General features: G+C 65.1%; 25 protein-coding genes. 4 read left to right on the top strand and 21 right to left on the bottom strand.

Annotated elements, in window-relative coordinates; translation table 11 throughout:
- Positions 1 to 4: 4 nt before the first annotated feature.
- The 3 genes from mobF to MF607_RS17585 are packed head-to-tail and all read right to left on the bottom strand — an operon-like array spanning position 5 to position 5,884.
- Entirely contained in the window at positions 5 to 3,280 is a 3,276-nt protein-coding gene (mobF, locus tag MF607_RS17595; RefSeq protein WP_242121222.1) for a MobF family relaxase, read from the bottom strand.
- 2 nt (positions 3,281 to 3,282) lie between these two features.
- On the bottom strand, positions 3,283 to 5,607 hold the full coding sequence (locus MF607_RS17590; RefSeq protein WP_242121220.1) for a type IV secretion system DNA-binding domain-containing protein: 2,325 nt from the start codon (positions 5,605 to 5,607) through the stop codon (positions 3,283 to 3,285).
- Complete coding sequence (locus MF607_RS17585) at positions 5,594 to 5,884, bottom strand: hypothetical protein (RefSeq protein WP_242121218.1); 291 nt, start codon at positions 5,882 to 5,884, stop codon at positions 5,594 to 5,596. The genes MF607_RS17590 and MF607_RS17585 overlap by 14 nt, the downstream gene beginning before the upstream one ends.
- Positions 5,885 to 6,425: 541 nt before the next feature.
- Between MF607_RS17585 and MF607_RS17580 the strand changes: the two genes are divergently transcribed.
- On the top strand, positions 6,426 to 6,650 hold the full coding sequence (locus MF607_RS17580) for a hypothetical protein (protein WP_242121215.1): 225 nt from the start codon (positions 6,426 to 6,428) through the stop codon (positions 6,648 to 6,650).
- A 179-nt stretch (positions 6,651 to 6,829) separates the two neighbouring features.
- Here the strand turns inward: MF607_RS17580 and MF607_RS17575 are convergent, their stop codons facing one another.
- From MF607_RS17575 to MF607_RS17565, 3 genes are all read right to left on the bottom strand, one after another.
- Complete coding sequence (locus MF607_RS17575; protein WP_242121214.1) at positions 6,830 to 7,411, bottom strand: hypothetical protein; 582 nt, start codon at positions 7,409 to 7,411, stop codon at positions 6,830 to 6,832.
- Positions 7,412 to 7,901: 490 nt separating this feature from the next.
- Entirely contained in the window at positions 7,902 to 8,966 is a 1,065-nt protein-coding gene (locus MF607_RS17570; RefSeq protein WP_242121211.1) for a DUF2493 domain-containing protein, read from the bottom strand.
- Positions 8,967 to 9,040: 74 nt separating this feature from the next.
- Complete coding sequence (locus MF607_RS17565; protein WP_242121210.1) at positions 9,041 to 9,487, bottom strand: DUF736 domain-containing protein; 447 nt, start codon at positions 9,485 to 9,487, stop codon at positions 9,041 to 9,043.
- Positions 9,488 to 10,448: 961 nt separating this feature from the next.
- Between MF607_RS17565 and MF607_RS17560 the strand changes: the two genes are divergently transcribed.
- Positions 10,449 to 11,171, top strand: coding sequence for a hypothetical protein (locus MF607_RS17560; protein WP_242121208.1), 723 nt, complete (start codon positions 10,449 to 10,451; stop codon positions 11,169 to 11,171).
- Between the two features lie 397 nt (positions 11,172 to 11,568).
- Here the strand turns inward: MF607_RS17560 and MF607_RS17555 are convergent, their stop codons facing one another.
- On the bottom strand, positions 11,569 to 11,817 hold the full coding sequence (locus tag MF607_RS17555; RefSeq protein WP_242121206.1) for a hypothetical protein: 249 nt from the start codon (positions 11,815 to 11,817) through the stop codon (positions 11,569 to 11,571).
- 5 nt (positions 11,818 to 11,822) lie between these two features.
- Positions 11,823 to 12,047 carry a hypothetical protein gene (locus tag MF607_RS17550; protein ID WP_242121204.1) on the bottom strand — a complete coding sequence of 75 codons (225 nt, stop codon included), beginning with the start codon at positions 12,045 to 12,047 and terminating at the stop codon, positions 11,823 to 11,825.
- 262 nt (positions 12,048 to 12,309) lie between these two features.
- Here MF607_RS17550 and MF607_RS17545 point away from each other — a divergent pair, with 262 nt between their 5' ends.
- A complete protein-coding gene (locus tag MF607_RS17545; RefSeq protein ID WP_242121202.1) occupies positions 12,310 to 12,783 on the top strand; it encodes a hypothetical protein in 474 nt (157 codons plus the stop codon).
- 9 nt (positions 12,784 to 12,792) lie between these two features.
- Here MF607_RS17545 and MF607_RS17540 read toward each other — a convergent pair whose 3' ends face one another.
- The 5 genes from MF607_RS17540 to MF607_RS17520 all read right to left on the bottom strand — a co-directional run bounded on the left by MF607_RS17540 (position 12,793) and on the right by MF607_RS17520 (position 16,977).
- The gene (locus MF607_RS17540; RefSeq protein ID WP_242121201.1) at positions 12,793 to 12,987 is read right to left on the bottom strand and encodes a hypothetical protein; all 195 of its coding nucleotides are present in this window, start codon (positions 12,985 to 12,987) and stop codon (positions 12,793 to 12,795) included.
- 276 nt (positions 12,988 to 13,263) lie between these two features.
- Positions 13,264 to 13,845, bottom strand: a complete 582-nt coding sequence (locus MF607_RS17535) for a hypothetical protein (RefSeq protein ID WP_242121198.1) — start codon at positions 13,843 to 13,845, stop codon at positions 13,264 to 13,266.
- Positions 13,842 to 14,432, bottom strand: a complete 591-nt coding sequence (locus tag MF607_RS17530; protein ID WP_242121197.1) for a hypothetical protein — start codon at positions 14,430 to 14,432, stop codon at positions 13,842 to 13,844. Before MF607_RS17530 ends, MF607_RS17535 begins: the two co-directional genes overlap by 4 nt.
- Positions 14,429 to 14,641: a hypothetical protein gene (locus MF607_RS17525; protein ID WP_242121194.1), complete on the bottom strand. Its 213-nt coding sequence runs from the start codon at positions 14,639 to 14,641 to the stop codon at positions 14,429 to 14,431. Before MF607_RS17525 ends, MF607_RS17530 begins: the two co-directional genes overlap by 4 nt.
- 44 nt (positions 14,642 to 14,685) lie before the next feature.
- The gene (locus MF607_RS17520; protein ID WP_242121192.1) at positions 14,686 to 16,977 is read right to left on the bottom strand and encodes a DNA cytosine methyltransferase; all 2,292 of its coding nucleotides are present in this window, start codon (positions 16,975 to 16,977) and stop codon (positions 14,686 to 14,688) included.
- Positions 16,978 to 17,370: 393 nt separating this feature from the next.
- On the opposite strand from MF607_RS17520, the gene MF607_RS17515 reads away from it, so the two are divergent.
- Positions 17,371 to 18,102, top strand: a complete 732-nt coding sequence (locus tag MF607_RS17515; protein WP_242121190.1) for a CPBP family intramembrane glutamic endopeptidase — start codon at positions 17,371 to 17,373, stop codon at positions 18,100 to 18,102.
- Between the two features lie 20 nt (positions 18,103 to 18,122).
- Here the strand turns inward: MF607_RS17515 and MF607_RS17510 are convergent, their stop codons facing one another.
- From MF607_RS17510 to MF607_RS17475, 8 genes are all read right to left on the bottom strand, one after another.
- Positions 18,123 to 18,563 carry a hypothetical protein gene (locus tag MF607_RS17510; RefSeq protein ID WP_242121188.1) on the bottom strand — a complete coding sequence of 147 codons (441 nt, stop codon included), beginning with the start codon at positions 18,561 to 18,563 and terminating at the stop codon, positions 18,123 to 18,125.
- Complete coding sequence (locus MF607_RS17505; RefSeq protein WP_242121186.1) at positions 18,517 to 18,819, bottom strand: type II toxin-antitoxin system prevent-host-death family antitoxin; 303 nt, start codon at positions 18,817 to 18,819, stop codon at positions 18,517 to 18,519. The genes MF607_RS17510 and MF607_RS17505 overlap by 47 nt, the downstream gene beginning before the upstream one ends.
- 63 nt (positions 18,820 to 18,882) lie before the next feature.
- Positions 18,883 to 19,239, bottom strand: a complete 357-nt coding sequence (locus MF607_RS17500; protein WP_431311969.1) for a DUF3768 domain-containing protein — start codon at positions 19,237 to 19,239, stop codon at positions 18,883 to 18,885.
- 53 nt (positions 19,240 to 19,292) lie between these two features.
- Entirely contained in the window at positions 19,293 to 20,210 is a 918-nt protein-coding gene (locus tag MF607_RS17495; protein ID WP_242121184.1) for an adenine nucleotide alpha hydrolase family protein, read from the bottom strand.
- On the bottom strand, positions 20,207 to 20,395 hold the full coding sequence (locus MF607_RS17490) for a hypothetical protein (RefSeq protein ID WP_242121183.1): 189 nt from the start codon (positions 20,393 to 20,395) through the stop codon (positions 20,207 to 20,209). Before MF607_RS17490 ends, MF607_RS17495 begins: the two co-directional genes overlap by 4 nt.
- Position 20,396: 1 nt before the next feature.
- Positions 20,397 to 22,070 (bottom strand): ATP-binding protein, encoded by a 1,674-nt coding sequence (locus tag MF607_RS17485; protein ID WP_242121181.1) that lies wholly within the window; start codon positions 22,068 to 22,070, stop codon positions 20,397 to 20,399.
- 80 nt (positions 22,071 to 22,150) lie between these two features.
- Complete coding sequence (locus tag MF607_RS17480; RefSeq protein ID WP_242121179.1) at positions 22,151 to 22,690, bottom strand: hypothetical protein; 540 nt, start codon at positions 22,688 to 22,690, stop codon at positions 22,151 to 22,153.
- A gap of 47 nt (positions 22,691 to 22,737) precedes the next feature.
- A partial coding sequence (locus MF607_RS17475) for a hypothetical protein (RefSeq protein ID WP_242121177.1) occupies positions 22,738 to 23,073 on the bottom strand: 336 nt, incomplete at its 5' end.

The following is a 23,073-nucleotide window of genomic DNA, read 5'->3' as shown; positions in this document are numbered from 1 at the left end:
TTCCTCACAGATCGAGGCTCAGGTTCTTCTCCGGCAAACCGGGGATCTGGTTGTCGCGACCGGGCATGGGGGGCAGACCGCGCAGGTCGTCCATGTTGAGCGGGCGGAGACCGAGGCCGTCGCCGTCGTCGCGACGCCGTCCGTCCTGATCCTTGTCGCTCTCGGACTCCCGCTTCGGCGTCCGGTCCATCTCGGGCTCCCCACGGGACCGCCCGTCGGGACCGTCTACCTTGGAATAGTCCGTTTCCGATTTGCCCATCGGGGGCAGATCCTGCAGATCGAGCCCGTCACGGCCGGGCACGATGATCGGCTCGCTGCCTTTGCTGCCGGCGCTGTCGGTGCCGTCGCGAACCGCCATCGCCGCAGTCAGCGCCGCATCCGCTGCCGTCGTTTTCGCGCTGGGGCCGTCGATCTCAAGGCGGCCGAGGCTCTCAAGTGACGCCGTTTTGTCGCCGGGGCTGCGGTCGAGCTGCCGCATCAGCTTGTCCTTGCTGTCGACGACCATTCGGACGCCGTCACGGACGCGGGTGACCAGGACGTTGAACAGCCGCTGATTGGAGAGGTTGGTCTCGTGACTCAGCATCACCCCGATCGCCTTCAAGGCGGTGACGCCCTGCGCCATGTGCATGTTGAGCGAGTAGGCGAGGTCCATGCGAGACAGCATGGGATCGTTGCGGCCGAGCGTGACCTGGCCTTTCGAGGCCGTCTCCACAGTGACGCCGTTGCTGTCGATCGATACGATCCTCGCCTGCGCGGAGTTGAGCAGGCCCCGGTCCTTATCGTTGGTGGTCCAGCGGACCTGGTCGCCTTCGTGGATCTTGATCTCGCGCTGTTTGGTCAGTTCGAGCCGGTCGTTCTTGATCGACGGGTCAATCTTCTGCGGGTCGAACCGCACTTTGCGCCCATGCACGTCGACCTCGACCTTGCCATTGCCGAGGACGCGCGTGACCTCATACATCCCGCGTTTGAGCCCGATTTCGGGGACGTGGCCCGTGACGTTGAGCGTGAAGCCGCCCTCGTAGCTCTTGGCGTAGCGCAGCTCCTCCCGGGTCCGATGGACACTCTCGTGGATCTGGAGCGCCAATCCCTCGCCCTTGATGGAGCCTTCCTCCTTGAGGCCAGTCTGGATCATGCTGTTGATGATCCCGCGCCCCTCTCGGCCCGAGGCGAACACCGCGGTGTCGGCACGGTCTTCGGGGGACAGCGCCAGCCACATCTCGGCCGCGTGTGCAGCCGGTGTGGCATGCTCGATCACGTCGCCCCCAAGGACGCGCATGGCTTGGCTTGCCTGACCCACGTTCGCGAGGGCCGCGACCGTGCGGAGTTGGTCGGTTCGTTGGCGGATGTTCTCGTCCATCCGCTCCATGGGGGCGCCGCCCGCCTGCACCATGGCAAACGCCTTGCCCGCGTCGATCGACGATAGCTGCTGCCGGTCGCCAACCATCGCGATCTTCTCGACCCCGAGCCCCTCGGCGATCGTGAGCAGCTTCAGCATGTCGTCGCTCGACACCATCGACGTCTCGTCGATGACGATCGTGGTGTTCTTGAGCTCGTCCCTACGAGCCTGGGCCGCTGGGGTGTTCGGATTATCGAGATGGCGCTCGTTCTGCCAAATGAAGGACGCGATCGTCTGCGCTTCCACGCCGGCAGCCTTCATGTCGTCGACCGACAACTCCCTTGGGACCATGCCCTCGCGCATGTCGCTGACCATCTTGTTCTGGAAGGCGAGGCCGAGCACGTTGCGCCCCTCCGACCGCAGGACGGAGGCGGCAGCCTGCAGCATGGTCGACTTGCCGGCGCCGGCGACGCCCTGAACTACCACTGTGCGGTCCGACCCGGACACGATCATGGTGGCGGCCGCGAGCTGGCCGGGGTTCAACTCATGAGGCGAGGCGTCCTGAAGACGGCCGGGCGCTTCTGCGGGTGACACGATTGGTGCAGACGCACCCTTGCCTGCTTCGACGCGGGCAAGGATGCTCTCCTCGGTCTTCAGAGCCTCGGGCGTGGTGACTGATGCAGCCATCCTTCCATCCGCGCGGATCTCACCGGGCAAGAGCCGTCCCTGCTCGACCAGTCGGTCAAGCCTGTTGGTGACATGATCGATCGTCACGCCGGTCAGGCCGAGGTCCAGCGCTGTCTTTGCCACACGATTGATGTCGAAGGCCGCTTCGCGCTGGCTGTGGATCCGGATCGCGGACGCAACCGCGAGCTGCGCGCGCGCATCGGCGGGGGATTGCGCGATCCGGACGATACCCTTGTCGACCAGCGCATCCGGGGACCGCAGAAGGCCCGCGACGAACTCCCGGGCACCCTTTACGGCTTCCACGATGGCTTGATAGCTGCGTCCGATCGGCCCTGCCGCCTCGCGTGCAGCGGATGCCTGGGCGTCGGCCAGCACCTCTTTGCCGTCGAACCCGAGCCCGGTTGCCTTGTCTTTCCAGTCCTTCTGCAGCCCGTCGCGGTCCTCGACGTTCAGCTTCGGATCGCGGGTGTTCACGGTGACACCGTCGCGCCCCTTCGGAGAGACGATCCCGAGCTGCTCCGCCTTGAGCATGATCTGCTCCCGGCGCTGGCTGAATGCCTCGATGATTCCCTTCGGGACGCCCGCGAGCTCGAATGTGCCGTGCTTGCCCAGCTGCTCGATCTTGTAGCCGAGCTTCTCCATCTCGACGCGGAGGAAGGCGTGGTAGATCGAGCCGATCACGGTGTTGTTGGCCCAGACTTTGTCCGCGTGGAGGGCCTTCCAGGTGCCGTCGGCCATCTTGGTCATGTTGGCGACGATGGCGTGGATGTGCGCCTGAGGGTCGAGAGAGCGGCTCGTGTCGTGCTGAAACAGGGCATAGACCAGGTTGCCGGTGTTCACCGTGGTGGTCTTGCCGTCGGCGGTGGTCCGCGCTTGGGCGAGGTTCTTCTCGACCCAGGCCATCGTGTTCTGGACCGCCTTGGTGTGAGCTCCGTCCGGTCCGAGGATCCGCTTGTCACCGCCGATATAGGCCATCACGGACACCGACTTCGGCGCCGAGAAGGTGAGGTCGTAGCCGGGGCGCCGGCTCTCCCTCGCGTCGATCTTCTCACCCGTCGGCGTCTCGCCGTTGAGGACCTTCTCGAACACGTCCTTGTTGACGTGCCCTCCGATGGGCGAGTCCTTCAGACCCTCGCCGCCCCACTGGCTGACGTCGCCGGCGTGCTCGTCGGTGTAATATTCGCCGCTGACGAAGTCGTCTTTGGTGAAATATTTCGCGGCTCCGGAGGCGGATTTGACCGACGCGATGGAGTGCATGGCTACATGCCGACGGCGAGGTCATCGCCGTCCTGCTCAGGCGTAAAGTCGTCCCGTGCCTCCCGAACGCCGAGGTCTTCACGGTCTACCTGCTGGGCGTGCGTTTCGCCCTTGCCGCGGTCGGTTGTCCGCACCTGGCTGACATCGATGCGATCGACCCCGCGCTCCCGGTCATCCTTCTGGTCGTTTGAGGCCTTCTGGTTGGGTTCGCGCGGGGCGCTCGGGTCCATTCGCTCGAGGGCTTCACGATTGTTGGCGTCGCGGGCTTCGCGCTCCTGCTCCTCGGTTGGCATCGACAGAATACCCGCGGCCAAATTGGTGGGCTCATCGCGCGCCGCCAGCTCCTCCTCCGTCATGGCGAGGGACTCCCCACGCCCGCCGTCGCCATCCCCGTTCTTCGGCCGCCCCCCACCTCCGCGAACTTGGCCATCCGGCTCGTCGGGCTTGCCCGGTCCTCGCCGCATGAAGCCTTCTGCGACCTTCGGGTAGTTGGCCCATTCCAGCCTGATGCGGGCGGCGGGAAAGCCGTCGGGAAACTTCACGTAGCCGTGCATGGAGGGCAGGTTCGTGATGTCGTCGGGGATGACGAGGGGCTCGACCTGCTTGCGGGGCGTCAGGGTCGATGCGTCACGAGTGTTGTTGTAGCCGTAGCTGTACCCCTCATCCATCTGCCGGATCTCGCGGTTGCCGATGTAGCGGGCGCACTGTTCGGCTGTGTCGAGATCGGCGGCAGCAAGGATCAGCTTGGTGCGCGCGAGTGATGACAGATTGCGGGCATTCTCCTCGCCGTAGACCTGGATGAGCTTGTCGAACGAGTGGAGGCCGAGGATCATCGCTCCGCCGAAGTTCCGGGCAGTCTGGAGGCCGCTTTCGATGGCGGGGAGGCGGTGCAAAGCGCCGAGCTCGTCGAACATGAACCAGGTCCGCAGTGCGCGGGTGTGCTTCATGGTCATCAGCGAGTGGATGGCGAGGTTGGACCAAAGCGTGAGCAGCGCCCGGTTCATCTCCAAGTCGGTGTAGTTCGACGTGATGAAGAGGATCGAGCCCGGCTTTTTGTCGCCCGTGATCCAGTCCTTGATCGAGTAGGAGCTGCCTTCGTCGGGGAGGAAGCGCAGGACCTGCGCATTGGTGTTGAAGACGGCGCGGATAGACTCCGCCATGCGGGCCGCCTCAGGTGCCGTGAGCGGGTCTGCGATCGTCTTCTGGAGGTACTTGTGCACCTGCTTCAGATCGGCCGTCATCAGGTTGTCGGCGAGCGCCCGATTGGTGGTCTGTTTCTTCTCGATGAGCTTCATGCACATCTCGATGAAGAGGGTCCGGGCGGCGAGCGCCCAGAAGGGCTCCGATGAGCCTCCGTCCGACGGAATCAGCGCTGCTGCAGCGGCGGTGAACTCGCTATAGGTTCGGCAGTCGTTGAAGATCGACCACGCGGGGCAGCGAGCGTCCAGGGGGTTCAAGATCGTGTCGCGCGCTGGATCGTAGAACGCCTCGACATAGGCGCCGGTTAGGTCGAACACGACGGCGCTGTCCTGGCGCTCGCGCATCTGCTTGATGTGGCTCCGCAGCGCTGTGGTCTTACCCGCGCCGGTCGTACCGATCAGCATCGTGTGCGACTGTTCTAGCCGGTGAGGGTAGGGGATGCCGGCGAGGGTGTAGGGGTGATGGATCCCGCCTGCCTTTCGGGCGGCAAATGGCAGCTTCAGGACGGCTTCCGGTGTGCGATCCGGGAAGAGCGTGCGCGCTTCTTTTACGAACTCGCTTTGGTTGTGATGGATGATCTCCTGATAGAGGACATCGCGCTCCACCAGCATGGCGCCGCGCTCGTGGCGTTCCTGGATCATCGCCTTGCCGCGACGCTTCGAGAAATCGACGTACCAGACCGATGCCGGGACTGTGACGAAGGTCGCGATCAGGGCGGAACCGATGACCCCACGAACTGCCTTCGTCCAAGCGGCTGCGACCTCGGGAACGTAGGGCACAAAGCCCATCACGGAGCGATGGACGGAGTTGTCCGGCATCCGCAGGTTCACCGCCTTCAGATTGTCGAGGGCCACCCAGTCCCAGAGGCTCGACAGGATCCGCATGCAGATCAGCTGCACGTTGTTCTCGTTGAGGGTTACCGAGAGGATGATGACGTAGGCGATCGCGAAGAAGATCAGCCACATAAAGACCGGCAGTTTCGCGCCCTGCAGCCACATCAGTACCTGTGTGTTCAGGAGCTGGCTGCCGCGGGTGAAATTGCCCGAGTTGCGAGGAACGTCGCCCCTTGCTGAGTGGTGGGTCAGCGGAATCGGACGGCCGTCGTTGCGGATGTCAGCGCGCGCCATGATAGCGCTCCATCCGGCGGTCGGTTTCAGCGACGATCCGATCGCGAAACTCGGGGTGGTTTTCGAGGATGATCGTGTCGAGCGCAGCCTGCGCATACTCAGCGACGCGGGCCTGCCGAAGCTGGCTCGCGTTGAGGATGTTCTGGCCCTCCAACCACTCGGTGAGGACGATGCGCAGTTGATCTGCGAAAGTTCGGTTGTGATTGACAGCGATCGCCTCGAGGCGCGCCGCCTGGTCACGGTCGAACCGAACGGTCCGCTGAAAGGTCTTCTTCACTACCAATCCTCCTAGCAGGGAGGATGGTGGGCCTTCGCAAAGCGGGATTGGTTTAGCGTCTGACGCGGTTGCAGGCAAGGCATATATGCCGGTATCGGAGGTCCGCGATCCCAGGCGACTACGCCCAAGTGGCTCAATTCAGGCGACTTTTCAGGTGGGACCGGCTGGGACCAAAACGTGGTCGCTTGGGACTCGCGTCAAAACCGGGCTAAGTGGCTGGAATTAGTCGAAATCCCTGCAACGAAGTTGCGTAGGGTGTGCTCTACTGTAGTCCCTCATCCTCGGTGATTGTTAGTCCCCGGTGCCGTCTCGGAATCGTCCCGGACAGGTCGTGGTTTCCGGTTGGCTCCGAACCGCCGCTAGGCGGAAGCGGGAGGGAATGATTGCGCTTCGCGCGGTAGAAAGTGGGAGCGCCGATCACGGAAAGGTCCTCTGCGGTCGGGTGGGTCGTAGGGTCCTACGGGGTGGCTTTTCGGAGGCGTGACGGCGGGCTATCATGGGCGTGTTCAGAGCCGATCAGCCTGACCCGAAAGGTAAAGCGATGGCGAAGTCACTGGACACCGAACTGGCTGCGATCGAGGCCGAGGAGCGTAGGCTTGCCGAGCGTCGAAAGGCGCACAAGGCGAAGCTGCGGGAAGCGGCGATCGACACGGTCGAAAAAGCGGGGCTGTTGAGGCTTCCACTGGACCGGCTGGAGCAGATCATGACGGTGGTGAAGACGCTGGGCGTGGAGGAGGTCGAGAAGCGGCTCAAGGCGGCGGCCTGAGGCGGTTCGAGACAAAACAATGCGCCATGGCCGCGCAGGGCTGAAAGCTCTGCGCGGCCATTCCATTTTCCGCCCCGAGGGAGGCGAAGCCGGCTTGACGGTATCAGGCAAAAAAAGGGAAGCGCGGGCCGTCAGGCTCGCGCTTCCCGTCGGTTCTCGAAGCGGGGCAGGGGAGGGACCTATGCCCATGCCAGATGAAGCTCGCCGGTGACCGGTTTGACCGCCGCCATCTCGATCAGGGTGGGAAGGTAGCGAGCCAATCCGGGCTCGTCGTCGATGCGGCGCCGGATACGCGGATCGGTGAGGCGTTGGCGGAGTTCCCCGACCGAGATCGCGCCGACGCTTTCGGTGTCGAGACCGAGCATCTCGAGGATGGCGAGGCCGTTGCTGCTGCTGACCTCCAGCTCGGGCGCGGCGTCGAGGCTAGATGCCAAGCCGACCCAGACGTCAGCCGTGCCAGCGCTCTGCCATACGCGGACCCGGCGCCCGCGAAACTGGGCTTCATCGAGAACGGTGATGACAGCGGGATCGTGGTCAAAGCAAGCCGACACGGCCGCGAGAGCCAGCGGGCAGACGCGGGCCTCGAAACCGAACGCTCCTGCACCCGGCTCGCCATAGTCGCTGACGATCAGAGCGACACCGAGCCGCGCCCCCTGTTCGGCGAGCAAGGTGCGCAGCGCCCCGAGCTGGTCGTGGGTGATGATCGCGGACGGAATTGCGAGCGTATCGTGGCCGTCGTCGACGCGGAACGTGATGGTCATCTCGACCTCCTTCGTTGGAACCGCCTCTCCTTCTCCCTCTCCTCTCCGGCCGCGGTCCCAAGGCTCGAATGTGGGCAGGGCGGTCGAGCCGTTCCCGGCGGCATGACTGGGGCAGCAAAGGGCAGGATCCGGCCCGTTGAGACCGAGGCGCGCGGCAGCAGCGCGAGCCGGGTTCGATGCCCGGCTCGCGCTTCCCCGGCTCCGAAGTCCCGCCGGTCAATGGGAAGCGCGTGCGAGCTCGTCCAGGCGGGCGGCAGCGCCTTACCGGAAGGGGGAGGGCGATCGGGCGCGCGGCCGCCAGGTGCGGCCCGCCGGGGCCGCGCCGTAGTGGTCGCGCGCCCGATCGCCCGGCGTGGGGGAAACCGGTAGGGTTTCCCCCACAAGCGACGCTGACGACAAAGGGCCAGCGCCGGGTGTTGCCCGTCGCTGGCCTAGTCGTTTCCTGCCAAGGAAAAGAGGGGGGCGGCGCGCTGGTCGCCGCCCGGTTAGGTCATCCCCAATTCTGCCGCTTGGCGTCGGCGGTCATGGGTGCCTGTCCGTCGATGCGGAAGGCGTGGGTGGGCACGTTCGCGGCTTTCAGGGTGTCGAGCAAATTGCTCTGCAAGCCCGATCCCTGACACACGATGGCTTCAACGGGGCGGAGGTCCGCAAGCTGCTTGTTCCGCACAAAACCGGCGCGGTTGCCATAGCGGGCCGTCTGCGGGGTGAACGCGACTAGCGGAACGTTCCGGCTTGCGGCCCATGCGGCGGCGATGGCGTCGCATCCTTTCCGCTGCGCGGTGGTGCAAAGCGTCATGTTCGGGATGCGCGCCTTGATCTGGTCGAGCCGGTCGTAAAGCTGCTGGAAGTCGTGCCATTCCTGACCGCCCGAAAAGACGACAAGCGGGCCGGTGGGATTGCGCTTCTCGCGGTGCGCGGTGGCGCGTGCTTTCAGGAAGTCGGCGGCTGCGATCTGGCTCGCGGTGGTGGCGCTCGAAACCTTCGATCCGCGCGCGGCGCTCCACGGGCGGCCGGTCTGGGCGCGGTAGCAGTCGGCGGCATAGTCGCGCATACATTCGATGGCGGCGCGCTGCTCGGTCTTGGTCTGGGCGCGAAGCTGCAATTCCTCCATCTCGACGGCGAAAATTTCGGACGGGTCCTGTCGGCGGATCATCTCGCCAAGGTCGCGGCAAAGCGTGTCTTCCTCGCGGGCCAGCTTCTCCGCTTCATAGTGAAACGAATTGACGAACCCCCATGCGATCGCCTGCGCGCTCGTCTCAAGGCGGGTATCGCGGAACAGGTCAAAAATCGTGGTGATGATGGCGGCGCAATCGTGCTGCGCCTCGGCGGGTTCGGGCATGTCGAGTTCCTGCGCCTCGGCTCCCATTTCCACGATGGAAAGCGCGCCAACGTCGCCGAACGCTTCCTGAAAGCTCGTCGCGGTTGTGTCGTCGCGGATGCTCTCTGCGATGGCGTCGGCGCGGTCGGCGGCGCGGTACTCGTCCGGGGTCATTCCGAACGCTTCGCCAAGGGCGGCGAAGGTGCTAAAGCGGCGGCTAGTCGTTTCCTTGGTCATGGCGTCAATCCTTGGCATGGGTTGCGATCAGGGCCGGGGGAGGGTTGCACCCCTCTCCCCGCCCGTCTGGTCGATCAGAAAGCGGGGATTTCGTCGTCCATCCGCTCGGCAAGCTGGCCGTTGTCGGTGGCGTTCCCCTCGCCGAAGGCGTCGGCGGCGCGGCTGCGGCGGGTCTGGCGGCTGCCGTCCAGATTTTCGCGGCGGGCGACGGGGCGGTTCCACACGACGCGGAAACCTTCTTCATCGTTGCCGAAAAGCATGATCTGGAGCGGTTCGGGAAGGCTCGGGTCGTCCAAGCGGCCCTGATAGAAAACCTCGCCCGTTGCGTTGCTGGTGGCTTCCCACAGCGCGCCGATCTGCACCCAACGCTTGGCGACGTTCAGAACCATGATCTCGAACGCGGGGGCCTTCTCGTTGTCGCTGTCGACCGGGCGCAAACCCAAGCGCGCGAGGTCGATGGTTGCCGTTGCGACCGAACCCAGAAGCTGGCCGTTGACCGACTTGAACTGACCGATGTTCATGGCTTGCACTCCTTAAACCGGGGGCCTGTCCCCCCTTGCCTGGGCGGGGCCTGTCCCCTTCCCTTCCGGCATCTTTCTTTTACCCCCTCCCCTCAAAGTATTGAAGCGCATTGATTTCTTGACAGTATTTCATCGTACCTGGTGAGTCCGAGCAAAGAAAAAGGCCCCGACTAGGGGCCGCAAATAAAGCGAACAAACAACGCGTTGTCCGCCCATGCGGACAACTCTGCCTCAACTGTGTTGATGGGCGCAGCCCGGCCTTTGATCTCATCGCACCCGGAGCCGTCCTCGCAGGGTCGCAAGGCGCGGGCCTGTTCGTCGGGGTCAACATGAATGACGGAGGCTCCGCCCCGCTTGCGGGGTGGAAACCGTAGGGCCGTAAGGCCCGGTATTCTTGTTGAGGCGCCTTCATGACAAACAAAAACATTGTCCGCGTAGCGGGCAATTCATCATTGGCGCCGACCCCGGCGGGCAGGGCTGCAACGCAGGGACACTGGGAGACGGCGCAGGGGGCGATGAGATCATTGGCCCACAAAACACCATCATGCGCCTTGCGCATGATTCATTAGCCGAAGGCTGCCTGCGGTGTCCGTGGGGCAGGGGTGACGTCCGGGGCAGGGCAGGGGAGCGGCGACCTAATCCGCGCATGCTCGCCACACACGCGTCAGAATGGCCGGAGAAGGCCTGTAGCGGCGAGCGCAACCCCCTGCGCCTGATCGTCACCCGCAGGGCGGAGACCCGCGGCACGCGGGGCTCCGGGAGGCGAAGCCGACTAGAGCAGGTTACCGCCCGAAGGGCGGGCGCTCGAACCCCTTTCTTGCCCCTTCTTCCCTGCTACAACCCGACCCCGAACAGGCGTCCGATCATGCACCCAATCGCGCTGATCCCAGCCATCACCACGAAGCGACGGGCCCATGGCGTCGCGGATCAAGTCGGGGGACGTTCAGGCATGTCGAGAGGGATGATCGTAGTGGCGGTCGGCGCAGTTCTGGCGTCGCCGGCTATGTCGCAGACCCAAGCGCAGCAGGATCGTCTTGACCAGGTTGGCCGCTATGTCGTCACGGCGCCGATTTGCGAGCGCCTAGGGATGACGGTCGACTCCGAGCTGCCGAACAAGGCAGACGCGGGAGTGACGGCGGAGACCGCCAGTTGGAAGCTCGACGGAGCCACGCTCGAAAGGCTGAAGAACGAGGCGGTCGGGCGACAGGGCGCGATGTTCACGACCGACCTTGAGGCCGCGTCAGCGGCAGCGAAGACCGACGCGCAGCTACGCGCCTTGAGGACGGTCCTGCTCGGCTACGGCCGAACGTGCGTGGCGGCTACGTCCGACCCGATCTTCTCGAAGCTGATCCTCGCTCCGCCCGGCTATGACCTGGAGCGCGCGGCGACCGACATGGCGGATAGCATGCTGGAAGCGGGTGGACTGGCGAGTTGGCAAACGCCGGGGATTCAGGCTCGTGGTGACCTGATGATGCTTGCGGGGACCTGTCGGGCGAAGATCGGGGCTGCGCGCTCGGACGCGCTCGTGAGGGAGTTCGGCAGCACGAACGATCCACGAGTCCGGGGTTACTACAAGCGCTCCTTCGATGAAGGGCTTGCGGACCAGACGATCATTTCGACGCTGGCCGGGTGCAATCGCGCCATTCAGCGCAACCGCGCCAAGATCGGGACGGGAGCGCGATAGCTCGCGCCTGCTGGGTAGGGGGAAGTTGTCGCCCAGGTCTCGGCGGTAGCAAGCATGGCTCGGCGCCGGTCCCCTGTCCTCCTCAGAGGTGTCAGCGGGCAGGGGTGTCCATCGATGGCCAGTGATCGACGTCGCTGCCGGCAGCGCTACGGAGGTCTTGCATCTCGCTTCTGGTAATCCTGCCGTCCTCAATGGCGGCGCGGTATGCGGCGGCTCCCCGCGACCCAGTGCGTGAGAGCACCAGCGCTGCGCGCTGTTCTTCGAGGCCGACCGGGAGATAGATCCACGCCGAGGCGGCTAAGACGGTCGCTATACCCGTCACGAGGCCGAGCATCGCGATACGAGGGGCAGGGGCCTTACGTGCCGGCACGGTTTGTCCTTTCGCTGGCGGCCGGGCCTATCCGACGCGGCGATCGTCGCAAGAGCGTTGCCCCGACCGCGGCAGCAAACGAGCCACGGCATAGGCGCGCAGCGCCAGGTAGAGCAGAAAGAGGCCGGCGAACCTGGCGCTGATGATCCAGGTCGTCGGGTCCGTGGCGACCAGCAGCAGGACGCCAAGGGCAAAGGCGCTGAAATCGGCAATGCCGAGGAGCTCGCGCGCGGGCGTTTTCGCAAGGGCGGCGCGAACGGCCGCAAACAGGGTCATGAGGCTCAGCCGAGCTTCTGCGCCACCCGATCCGGAAGAAGGTACGGCCAGAACATGATGGTGTAGCGAGCGAAGTAAATCGCCGCGATGCCTAGAAGGACCGTTATGAGATCGAGTCCATGGGTCAGCGCATGGCCGCGCAGGGCGAAGAGGACGAGGAGTAGGTTCGCAGCTGTGGCAATCGCGATACGGCCGATTGGTAGCTTACCGATCGAGATCAGGCCGAGCACGACCGCAGTTATTAGGACGTCGCATATGGCGAGTACCAAAAGAGGCTTGAGCATCGCTTCCTCCGCTAGGGATGATTGGTGGTGAGTTAGCCTGATCGGATGGTGACTACTGTCCAACAGGCATCGGCGACAACCCGGATCGGGCCGGCGCGGCCCCTTTCTAGCCTTGCGTGCTCGGCGCGGGATCTATGAGCAAGTTTTCGCTTGCCGGGTATGTTCACATTATGTTCAAAGGCGTCGGCTTCATCAAAGGAGGACCACCATGAACATGAAGGAGGTAATGCAGGGCTACGACTACGACCTGCCGCTGCTGGACACGCTGAATGCGGTCGATGATCCCGACATCACGGTGCATCGGCGCCTTCTGGCCGGTGCTGCGATCGGGGAAGGGTTGGATACGGCTTATTTCGCGACGTGCGAGATGGCGGAGGCGTTTGTCGCGCTCGAGTGTGATGCTCGTCGTAACATCGCCCATGGCGAGGGCTTCCTGCTGCTGGAGGATATCCTTCAGGCAAAGAACCCGTTTCAGATGCGGCTCTGGTATCTGTTGAACGAGCGCCCGATCGGCGCCGCCATGATCGATCTCGCTTGGCTCAAGAGCCTGACCTACCGTCGGGGCCGGATGGCCCGGGTGCTTCGGGACGAAAAGCTTCCGGTCGAGTATGTGCCGGCGCGCGACTTGGTCGCAGGCACGACCGCGGCTGACATGATGGCGGGCGTCGCCGAGAAGAATTGAGCTGGCGGGTCAGGCGACCAGGGCAAGGATGGTCTCCGGGTGCTGCGGCTCACGCCGCGAGACGCGGAAGGGTTGTATAGGATTGTCGGTGCGGACGACGAATTGGTCGACGCCGGTGGTTTCGCGGAGTTGGACAGCAACCGCATAAGCGTTCTCGAACGAAGCCAAGCGATTGCGACGCGCGGAAATAGCGATGACTGTCATGGTGATGTCCCTCGGGGTGAAGTCTAGGGGTTGAGCGGCCGAGTGCTGGAGCAGCGTCTCACGGGCCGTTCATGGAAAGTTGAATGTTCCCGATGTATCGAGGCGGAGGACCGGAACGGACGCGACTGCGTTCTACGGTCGATCTCCCGATACGTCGGAGGATCCTCGGATCGACGGGGTCGGAACCGCTGCTACGGTTTCGGCCCCGTTTTCGCGAGTGACAGCAGCCACAAAGGCTGGCAACATTCGGCTAAGTCATTGATAGTTTTACATAATCTATGTTATCAGACTGGCGGACGTCAGAGTTCCTGACGTCGTCGCGCTCGCGGCTTCGGCGCGTCGGGTGCGCTCGGCGCGCAGCTGGTCGACGACCGCGATGTCCCGGTGGTGCTGGATCAAGCGATCGAGCGCTTCGTCCGGCAACTTCGTGGGGTCGAACCTGGCGCCTTTCGGGCGAGCCGTCGTCCGTCCCATCGCGAGCAAGGTCCGACGGTTCCTGACCTCGACCAGGAGGGTCCCTCGCTCGGCCCGGGTGAATGCCCGATCGAGGCCGTAGAGCCAACCATCGAAGGCGCGCACCAGCATGTCCTCACAGCGCGCAAGATCGTCGTCGTGGCGGCATAGCCGGATCCGTTCAACCGTCAGCTCTCGCGCCGTCGCCCTGGTTCGGCTGTAATGGTCGCTGCTTGGCGTCTCCATGGCGAACAGCCGGTGCATGTGGCGGACCCAGGCTCCCATGCTCTCCCACGCGTAGCCCTTCGGCTTGGTCTTCTCCGGTCGCCGGTACGCGCGTGAGGGTGGAACGGTGCGTGGCGGCTGCTTGTCGCCGTAGAATAGGTCTGGCTGGCGCGGGTTCATGCGATCGGCTCCAGGTCGCGCAGCTCGACCATCTCGATCTTGTGGGTCCGTTCGCCGCCCACGGGATCGAGGAAGACGTAGCAACGCTCGGCGAAGGTGCGGCTGCAGAGCCTCCAGACGACGCCGGCGCGCCCGAGGAAGCGTTGTGGGCCAAAGGCCGGGTCGACAGTACCCGGAGCGTCGACGATGCGGACACGCTGGCGGACCCGGAGCCAGTTGGCGGCATTGCGGACGATCTCCGCCTTCTGTTCGCCGCTCAGAAAGGCGGGCCGGTCAGCGCGAGGCGGTCCAAAGGTCGCCAACGGATCGCCCCTGATCCGCTCCATCTTGGCCTCGATGGTTTCGACGGGCGGCCGCTCGACGTCGGGGGCCGGGGCGTGTCGCCAGTAATGGGTGACGGTGTTCTTGGAGAAAAGGTCCGGTTGATAACCGACGACCAGGTTGCGGCGCTGCTGTTCGAGATACTCGCGGCGCCAAAGGTCGTCGGGGTCGAGAGGTTGTTCACGGTCGGGTTGGCCACGCACGATCGCCATGAGCTCGTCGAACTCGGCGCGCGAGATGTTGGCGATTGCCGGGTTGTAGGTCATCGCAGGATCCTCGCGATGTGACCGGCATAGACGGCGACCGCCTTCCAGTAGGCGGCCATTGGTGCCTTGTGGCGCCGCCAGCAGTCCTCGGCCTTTGCCTGGGCATCGGCACGCAACTCGAAGAGCAAGCCGCTCAACTCGCTGCGCGTCGCAGGGGCGAGCTGGCGAAGCCTCGTTGCGCTGGGCAGCGCGAGGATAGGATTGCGCACGTCGGCCCGGTTGGACCGAACCCCCTCGGACCGGACGGAGCGGCTCACGACGCTTCGCCCCATTCGAGATCCTGTCCGTGCGTGATGGCGTGGACGGGCGCGTGGTCGACCGCGAGAGCCATTCGGAGAGGCGACACCCAGATCGCCCGAGCCGACAGGGTGAATGTCTCGCCGAGGCGGGCGAGCAGGAGTGCTTCCCCGATCTCCTCAGCCATCCCGCACGCGGCGGCCGAAGGTACGGCGTTGCCGATCCACTCACGCTTCATCGCATCCGAGTTGCCCTCGATGTCGAAGGGCTGGACCATCGACCATAGGTCCAGGTCGGCATCGAAGCGGAAGACCAGCTCCGGGTCGAAAAGCGACTGCAGGGCAGCCAGTTCGAGGGTCGTGAACGGGCGGTGCCAGGTGTTGTCGGGCGCGATGATCCTCGCCACGAGGCGATCATTCGGCGCGGGCAGTGCCTCGATCGGTTGCGGCGCCGGAATGCGTGGATCTGCGACCGACCATTTGCCCCGGTCGTATTTGGCGTAGCCCGGAACGGCGACGCTCGACTCCTCCCAACGCACGACGCCGTAATGGGCTTGGCTGTTGTAGCAGTGTTGCGCGCGGGCGGCCTTGCCGAGACCGACGGGTCTCGGATCGGCTACCGATAGCGCGCCGCCTGCAGGATGGCTTGCACCTGTCACCACCTTCGTGGCGACCTCAAAGTCGGTCACCGCGAGGATGTTGCGATGCGTGCCCTCGGAATAGCCCGGCCTCGGGTCTGCGACCGACAGCGCGCCGGATCCGACCCGGTCCGATCCCGTGATCGTCGGGGCGGCGGCGTCGTTGGCGACGACCTTCAGCTTGTTGTGGTGGGCGGCGCTGCCATGGGTCGGCCGCGGGTCGGGGACCGAGCCGGCGGGCCGACCGGGTGAGGCGTTCTCGGTCGGGACGATCCGGAACACATTGCTGAGGCGGGGAGAATGCGGCCCTCGTGGGTCGGAAACCGCATAGGGGCCGGTGCCGACTGAAACGTCGCCCTTGATGCAGGGTGCAGGCTGTGACCACGGGCGCACGCCGAGCTGGACGCTTTTGGGGTGGCCCTCGACGCGAGGGTCTGCGACGGAGTACGCGCCTGTGCTCGGCTTCGGGCTGCCGCTGATCGTCGCTGCGGACTCTCTCCAGCGTTTCACTCCGAGCACGTGCCGGTGGGTGTGCGCGCCGTAATCGGGCCTCGGGTCGGCAACGCTGTACGCGCCATTCGTCGGACCGGTTCTGCCGGCGACGGTCCCGGTGTGGCCCTCCCACTCGCGGACGCCCAGCACGTCGGAGTTCCAGTCGGCCGCGATCCGGACATCTGCGACCGAAAACCTTCCCTGACCCGGAGACCGGGCGGAGGTCAGGGTCGGTGCTGTGTCGGCCCAGTCGAGGACGCCCAAGGCGTTCTCGCGGAGGTCGCGCTCTGGCACGATGCCATAGTCGCGAAGGCGGCCGTCCACTACCGCGAGCTCGTTCAGCGCACGCCAGTCCTTGCCGGCAGGCACGAACGCGAGGCGGACCCACGTCTTCCATTGCAGGGCCGGAACCCGGTGCATGACGCCGGCGGCCGGATCGCCGGGCAAGGGAAGCTTGCCGATGACTTCCCCGACACCGCGGAGGCGCTTCTTCTCGGGCTGGTAGATGAAGTTCGGGACCTTGGATGGGTGGCGGAACAGGCGCAGGAAGCGCTTCCGGCTTTGCGCGAGCCCGCCGATCGTGCCGCAGTCGTGGATGCTGTCCTCGACATCGCTGACGACATAGCCGTAGGCGCGGTAGAGGGCGTCGATCTTGGCGAGGAACTGCGCACCTCGCGCCGACGCGATCCGGGGCACGTTCTCGAACGCTACGATTGCGACGGGATCGTCGGCATAGGCCTCGAGGCTCAGCATCATGCCCCGCGTCGTCAGGTCGTTGAGCGCCTGGTACTTCGCCGTCTCTGCCGCGCGCGCAGAGAGCAGGCCGGAAAAGCCCTTGCAGGGATAGGACGCGAACAGGATGTCGAGACGCCCGAAGACGCGGCGGATATCGGCGGGTGTCGCCTCGCGCCAACCAAGCGGCGGGGCCTTGCCGTGAAAGGCGCGGTACTGGCGCTCGTCGAAGAGGTCCATCACCGTCCCCTTGACCCCCGTCAGGCGCTCGAAATTGCGGATTGCGCCCGCGTCGACGTCGATCCCGCCCGCGCACTCAAAGCGGCCCCGGAGCGGTCCGACGCGGGGATTGGCAGCGTTCATGCCGGCGGCCCCGGCGCCGAGACCGCAGGCCATATGCCCGTGGCGGATGACCACCTCGGCGATGTTGTGCCCGAAAGCGTTCATGCTCGGTCTCCCGGATCACCATGATCCGAGCGACCCTCCCCCCTCCTCTCACTCGCCCGTTGGCGCGCCGGGGTGCGGCGGCACGCTCTAGAGCATCAGTCGTTCGGGGTCCGCTGAGCGTGAAGCCGCATCGTATCCGCGTTGCCATGCCCGGTGGAGCTTGCTGCCCTGGCGATAGCAGCTCCCGCCCGTGCCCATGACGAAGCTCCGCCATCCGGCTTTGTCAGCCTCCCACTCGGGATCGAGCGGTGCTGGTCGAAGTAGCTTTAGGAGGTCGAGATTGGTCGTCTGGCTCTTCGACCGGTCTTGACGGCCTCGGCTTGTTTTTGACCTAATGGGCGGTCTCCTGGTGATGGACGATCGGACCGCGGTACGATCTCGCCGAGGTAGACGATGAACGAGATGACGGTCGGTCGGAAGGAAGCGGGCGCATCCGCGACGGGTGCTCGCACCCCTGCCCCATCTCTGTGGTTGGTTGCTGGACCGCTGGTCACCCACCAGCTCGCGCTTACCGTGATACATTACGGACTCGGCCCGGCTGTTGGTCTCGAATCCCGTTCGGCCTTGCTGACCGCGGTGACGATCGTCACCGCTGCGCTCCTCCTGATGGTGATCGTTGCGTTTGATCTGCGCAAACCCGAGCGAGCGGAAGCGGTGTTGCTTCGCGCTCCACAAAGGGACGGGAAAACCGTCAAGACGATGGTGATAGGTCTCGCCATCGCACAGATCCCGCTCGGCATCTTGGCCCTTCAGGGTGCGACCGTCTGGCAATCTGGGGCAGCCAGCAACCTCGAGGTCGGGCGCGCGCTCGTCGCGTCGTTGTCCGGGCCTGCGGGTCTAGCGTTGCTGGGCGCAACCGTGATCGTCGCCCCGATGGTCGAGGAGCTGCTCTATCGCGGCTATTTGGTCGGCGCGGTGATCGACAGGCTTCCGGGCTTTGTCGCGGTGATCCTGTCGGCTTTCCTGTTCGTGACGCTTCATTTCGAGCCGGCGAACCTGGTCGCGTCGCTCTGCCTCGGCCTCGGCGCCGCGTTCTGTGCCGTCCGGACCCGTTCGCTGGTCCCCGGCCTAGTCGTTCATGTCGTCAGCAACGCCTTCGGGATGTGGTACGCGACGCTTGGCTGAAGCTGGCGTCGCGAGCCTCCTCACCGTCGATCAAGCGGCTTGGTCCGTCGGGCGAGGACCTCCTGGATGATCTTTCCGAAGAAGCCGGGAGGCACGATCCCGTAGAGAATGCTGCCATTCGCGCGGGGGCGAACGTCGTGGCCCATCCAGTCGAAACTGTTGGCTTCGGTCACGACGACGGAGCTGTTCTCGGGCTGGGGGAGCCCCATGGCTTTGCCGACATCGGCCGGGATCGGGAGGACGGACGATGGATCGATTTCGCCGCGTGTGGTCACGGGAACGACAATGTAGCCCTTCGCGTCGGCCGCAAGAATGACGACGGGTCGCTCCTTTACGCCTTCGTCGCGGCCGGCGGTCTTCTCGGCCGCGAAGAGAAAGACATAGTTGATGACCGCGCCGCGGCCCGGTGCGTTGCTACCGGTCTTGCCAGTCGTAGCGGCCGGAGGCGAGCTCGGCTTCACTGGGGAGGCTGGTTTCAAGACGCGCCGCGTCGTCATCGGTCATGGTCTCGCTAGTAAGGACGCGGCGGTTCGCGTGCAGGGCCTCAAGGGCGGCCGTGGCGCGTTCGAGATAGTCGATGCTGACAACCGCGGCGTAGCGGCGCTTGTTCTTTGTCAGCACAACCGGAGCCTGCTGGCTCTGGTCGATGACCGTGCCCGGGTGGTTGTGGAAGTCGGTCAGAGCAACGGATGCGAAGCTCTCGGCGGTAGCGGCCATGAAGGTCTCCGTTGTTGGTCAGCCCGATATAGCCAGTCTGGCCAGATTAGCCAGAGACGATCATCAGAGATCTTCGCGCAGCATGATCGTCATGACCCGGCGGGTCACGCTCGCATTGGCAGGGTCGGGCGATCCATAGGATAGATCGAGGTCGTAGGCGTCGATGGTAAAATACACGGTTTCGCCCTCGAACGTGATGCTGCCGCGGTCCCTCGTGCTGTCGTCGGCCGGGAAAGCATGCCGTCGGATTGCCGCGAGGATCCTCGCCTGAGCTACGATCTCGGCGGCCTTGTTGCCCTTCCCGAAGGTCGCGAGGCATGACCTGGTAATGACGGTTCGCGAGGTGCGATCGAGGCCGTTCCGGCAACGATCGTTGAGGCGCGCGATCATTTCGTCGCGCGAAACGGTGGTGGTGAGCACGGCGGATCTCCGTCAGATTACGGATGTGTCGAGACTGAGGCTTGGGGCTACGGTCAGGCTGCCAATGCGATCGGCTGAAGACCGGCGTTGAACCGCTCCAGCCATTCCCGCATCGTTGGTCGCTCATCGACCGGCACGCCGGCGGCAACGTCTTGGAACCGGATAAGGTCGAGGGGGGCGTTACGCTCGATCCGGTCAATCTCGTCAGCCGGGAGAAGGCTTTCGTGCCGAATGAAGTCGGTCATTCGGCCGGGGCGGGCACGCGTCGACCTACGCCACAGGCCTTCGACTGTATGGAGCCGTGGGGCAGCGCGCGCCTCGACCAGAACGATGAGACGCAGGCACCAGGTTGGCAGCTCCCGGATCTCGCCAGGCTGGTTCGCGATACAGAGCCAGCAGGCGCTCTTGGGGGGAACGGGTAGCCCCTCGGCCTCGATGCGACGGATGCAGGCGTCGCGGTCCCAGCCCCACTCTCGAAGCGGGTATTGGCAGTCGTAAAGCGGATCGTTGATGGACAGAGCGTGGTTCGCGCGCATCGTGTCGCGCGGCCCCGCATCATAGCCGATCAATCTTACGACCCGCTGGCCTCTGGCCCATGCGTCGATCGCGGGCTGCCACGTCGAGAGGAAGGCGTCCTGCGGCGCCTTCTTGTATTTGAGGCTGCAGCTGGACCCACCCATGCTCTTGCTCGGCAGCGTGGCATTTGTCAGGCACATCTCCAGCAGCGAGTAGTAGGGAGGCCAGTGCTTGAAGCGCTTCGGCTGGTATCGGACCACCTCGTGGCGGATGCCATGTGCGGCGATCCATGGGCCGATCACGTCGAGGTAGGCGTAGGTCGCGGGCTTCTCGACCCCGGTGTCCGCAGTCAGGATCAGGTCGGGCGGTTGGCCCCGATCTACCAGCTCGACCAGCAAGGCGGTGCTGTCGACCCCGACCCCATAGGCGAGGACGACGGGCGGTCGGGCGCTCATGCTGCGTCCTCCTGATAGGTGTCGACGGGAGTGCCCACGGCCTCGTGCCATTCGCCCGCAGCATCGAGATCGGCAACGCGCGCCAGCAGCGCCGCCTTCAGCATTGAGGGAGTGACGTCGGCGCCCTCCGGGTCATGCGAGCGGACGGTGAAGGCAACACCATAGGCGTGGCTAAAACTGGCCATGTCAGGCGGCCTCGGACTGGCGGTCGGCGATCTGGACCTCGACCGTGTCGCGCGTGGCATTGATCGCGACGGTGCGATCGGCGGGGATGATCCAGCTATGCGACCGGAGGAGGCGCCGGATCTGGGCCTCCAGGGCGGCCTCGCTGCCTTCCAGCAGCCCGATCACGCGATCCAACGCGTCGCGCTCGAAGCGTTCCCGCTGGGTCTCGTGGCTGTCGGCGTCCGAGTCTGAGTTTGGCTCGAAAACGGCGCGCTCGAGCAGGTCGGCGACATCGGCGGTTGTGCGTGTCATGCCGTTGCGCACGAAGATGATCGTGTCCTCGGCCGAGGAGCACATGAACTGATCGGCGGCGAAAGCGATGTCCGCCTCGCAGGAAACCTCTACCGACGCGCCGGCATGCGCGATGGTGGCAATTAGCGTGATGGCATCGACGAAGCCGCTCTCTTCGCTGGGCGGGGCCTCGTGAACATCCGAGACCGTGAACTTGCGGCCGTCGCGCTCGATCATGAAGTCGATCTGTTCAACCCGCGCGAGCGTGTCGTACCAGCTATAGCCGCTGAACTGCGTCTCCTGGTCGACCAGCGGCCCGCCAAAGGTGGAGCGTCCCTCGATCGCGATCGCGAAGGGTTGTTCGACGATGGCTTCGAAGTCCGTCATCACCACCATGGAGGGATCCTCCACGCGGACGTCGCTGACGTAGGCGGCGTGCGCGTCCGCGCAGCGGGGAAGCCAAGCCCGTAGATAGGCTTCGGCCTCGGGCAGTTGGACGCCTAAGTCTCGCGCGTCTGACCAGTCGGCATAAGCGAGGCGATGCGAGGCCTGCTGTGCGATCGCGCGGTACATCGCGGCCCGGACGGCAACGAGCATCGCGTCGAGTGCTGCGTTCTGCACGGCTTCCTTGCGGGCCGGAAGGACCAGCTGCAGGGACGGCGTGTCGATGATGTCGACCCGGGCGGTCCACATCACGCGAGCACCGACTTCGCTCACGCGGTGAAGGGAGCAGGGGATCGTCACCCCGTGGAAGTTCAGCCTTGGGTCGTAGATCGAGACAGGAGCTGGGTTGCTCCGGAAGATGCCAATTCGGCTGCCCTGCCATTCCTCGACATGAACCGCGCCCGCGAGCCATTCCTCACGGGGCAAGTCGGTCCCCTGAAAGGTGACCGTCAGCGGGAAGAAACGGGCGACGTGCGCCACGTCCGCTTCGAGGGTTCTCGTCCAGTCTTCGGGCATGCGGATGGTGATCGACGTGCCGCGGATAATCGGATCGCTGGTGATCGCGATCGGGCGGCTGCTTTCCCACGCGCTTGCAGGAATATGCGCGCACCAGCCTTGGTGCTCGGCGCGAGACCAGGAGCGGATCATCACATCGCGACCGGCGAGGCTGAAGACACCCATGCCGGCAGGGTCCTCCCGCTCGCGGGTTTCGTCTGACCAACCCGATCGGCCCAGGGTGACGATTGTGGCGGGGTCATCGATCCCGCTGCCGTCGTCGACGATGGTGAGCAGCCGATCGCCGGCGCCTCCTTTGGTCGAGATGGAGACGGTGCTGGCACCCGCCCGCCGCGCGTTCTGAAGCAGCTCGTTGAGCACGTCACGCGCCGAGCCGTTGAAGAGCCGGGTGACCTTGGAGATGGTCTCGGGGGCGACGCTCGTTGCGATCGAGGCGGGAAGCATGGCGGTCTCCTGTTGCGCGGGGCAATCCCCGCATCCGCCTTCCCCTCCCCCCTCCTCTTCCGGCCTCGTTGCTCAGTTGGTCAGGGTCGACCCGATGCCGGCGGAGGCACATCGCTTTTGGTGTAGTTGAACAGGCGGACACGTCCCTCGCGGAGCCGGGTGATGGCCTGCGCCAGGAACAGCCCGCGCGAACTCTCCGGGTCGACCGTCTTGGACAGCTCCGCGAAGACGGCGAGGCGGTGATCGATCGCGTCCCCGATCGAGGTGATGTCGTCGAGGGTCAGCGTGAGGCTGGCCTCGTTCGGCAACAGGCGGTGCGGAAACCCGGCGAAGGCGAGGAAACTCGGTGCGACCGGGAATCGATGGCGGAGCGCCTCGTCCACGGCGCGGCCGATCGTGGCGGCGCCGTGGACCAGCTCGGCGAGCAGGTCTTCGCGGGTCATCGCCGGAAAGGCCTTGAGCGCGCCGGCAGTAATGGTAACCGCGATCGGGTCGGTCGAGGCGAGGCCGACGACGCCTTCGGACGCGGCGACCACGACATCGTTTTCTCGAACGGCCTTGCCGGCGAGGCAGGCGTCGTAGGCGTCTTCGCTGCTGTCGAAATGATGGACGCGATACATGGCGCGTTCCTCTCGTGCTGGATTGGGGAGTGCAGGCGCGCGCGCCGCTATTCGTAGCGGGGGCGAACGGCGGGAAACCGCTCCGGCGGCAGTCCGGTGAAGGTGTAGGCCCGGTAGCGGCCACCATCGTAGACGGCCGAGTCCACCGGGGGCTTATGACGCTGGAGGCGTTCGAGCAGCCGGTTCGCGCGCCGCATGGCGGCGACGGCCGTCTCGTCGTTCAGGTGAATGGCGATCGCGCGGACGAAGGTGCCGGTATCGTACCGTAGGGTAGGCAGGGTGGCGTCTACGAGAGAACACCCCACTGCCCCCCTCCGAACCGGACGTGCAACTTTCACTGCATCCGGCTCTCCGCTCCGGGCACTGTAGAACGAAAGTCCGGC

This window comes from Sphingomonas lacusdianchii, from assembly GCF_022664395.1.
GTDB lineage: Bacteria > Pseudomonadota > Alphaproteobacteria > Sphingomonadales > Sphingomonadaceae > Sphingomonas > Sphingomonas lacusdianchii.
Note: the sequence above shows the minus strand (reverse complement) of the source record. Positions and strands in the feature narration are given on the sequence as shown.

Coding starts and splice junctions, on each gene's coding strand:
- MF607_RS17490 (WP_242121183.1), bottom strand. CDS start 20,395: ATGGCCAGTTTTAGCCACGCCTATGGTGTTGCCTTCACCGTCCGCTCG.
- MF607_RS17535 (WP_242121198.1), bottom strand. CDS start 13,845: ATGAACCCGCGCCAGCCAGACCTATTCTACGGCGACAAGCAGCCGCCA.
- MF607_RS17575 (WP_242121214.1), bottom strand. CDS start 7,411: ATGACCATCACGTTCCGCGTCGACGACGGCCACGATACGCTCGCAATT.
- MF607_RS17555 (WP_242121206.1), bottom strand. CDS start 11,817: ATGACCCTGTTTGCGGCCGTTCGCGCCGCCCTTGCGAAAACGCCCGCG.
- MF607_RS17560 (WP_242121208.1), top strand. CDS start 10,449: ATGATCGTAGTGGCGGTCGGCGCAGTTCTGGCGTCGCCGGCTATGTCG.
- MF607_RS17540 (WP_242121201.1), bottom strand. CDS start 12,987: ATGACAGTCATCGCTATTTCCGCGCGTCGCAATCGCTTGGCTTCGTTC.
- MF607_RS17580 (WP_242121215.1), top strand. CDS start 6,426: ATGGCGAAGTCACTGGACACCGAACTGGCTGCGATCGAGGCCGAGGAG.
- MF607_RS17545 (WP_242121202.1), top strand. CDS start 12,310: ATGAACATGAAGGAGGTAATGCAGGGCTACGACTACGACCTGCCGCTG.
- MF607_RS17495 (WP_242121184.1), bottom strand. CDS start 20,210: ATGAGCGCCCGACCGCCCGTCGTCCTCGCCTATGGGGTCGGGGTCGAC.
- MF607_RS17565 (WP_242121210.1), bottom strand. CDS start 9,487: ATGAACATCGGTCAGTTCAAGTCGGTCAACGGCCAGCTTCTGGGTTCG.
- MF607_RS17480 (WP_242121179.1), bottom strand. CDS start 22,690: ATGTATCGCGTCCATCATTTCGACAGCAGCGAAGACGCCTACGACGCC.
- MF607_RS17530 (WP_242121197.1), bottom strand. CDS start 14,432: ATGACCTACAACCCGGCAATCGCCAACATCTCGCGCGCCGAGTTCGAC.
- MF607_RS17570 (WP_242121211.1), bottom strand. CDS start 8,966: ATGACCAAGGAAACGACTAGCCGCCGCTTTAGCACCTTCGCCGCCCTT.
- MF607_RS17505 (WP_242121186.1), bottom strand. CDS start 18,819: ATGGCCGCTACCGCCGAGAGCTTCGCATCCGTTGCTCTGACCGACTTC.
- MF607_RS17590 (WP_242121220.1), bottom strand. CDS start 5,607: ATGGCGCGCGCTGACATCCGCAACGACGGCCGTCCGATTCCGCTGACC.
- MF607_RS17485 (WP_242121181.1), bottom strand. CDS start 22,070: ATGCTTCCCGCCTCGATCGCAACGAGCGTCGCCCCCGAGACCATCTCC.
- MF607_RS17520 (WP_242121192.1), bottom strand. CDS start 16,977: ATGAACGCTTTCGGGCACAACATCGCCGAGGTGGTCATCCGCCACGGG.
- MF607_RS17515 (WP_242121190.1), top strand. CDS start 17,371: ATGAACGAGATGACGGTCGGTCGGAAGGAAGCGGGCGCATCCGCGACG.
- mobF (WP_242121222.1), bottom strand. CDS start 3,280: ATGCACTCCATCGCGTCGGTCAAATCCGCCTCCGGAGCCGCGAAATAT.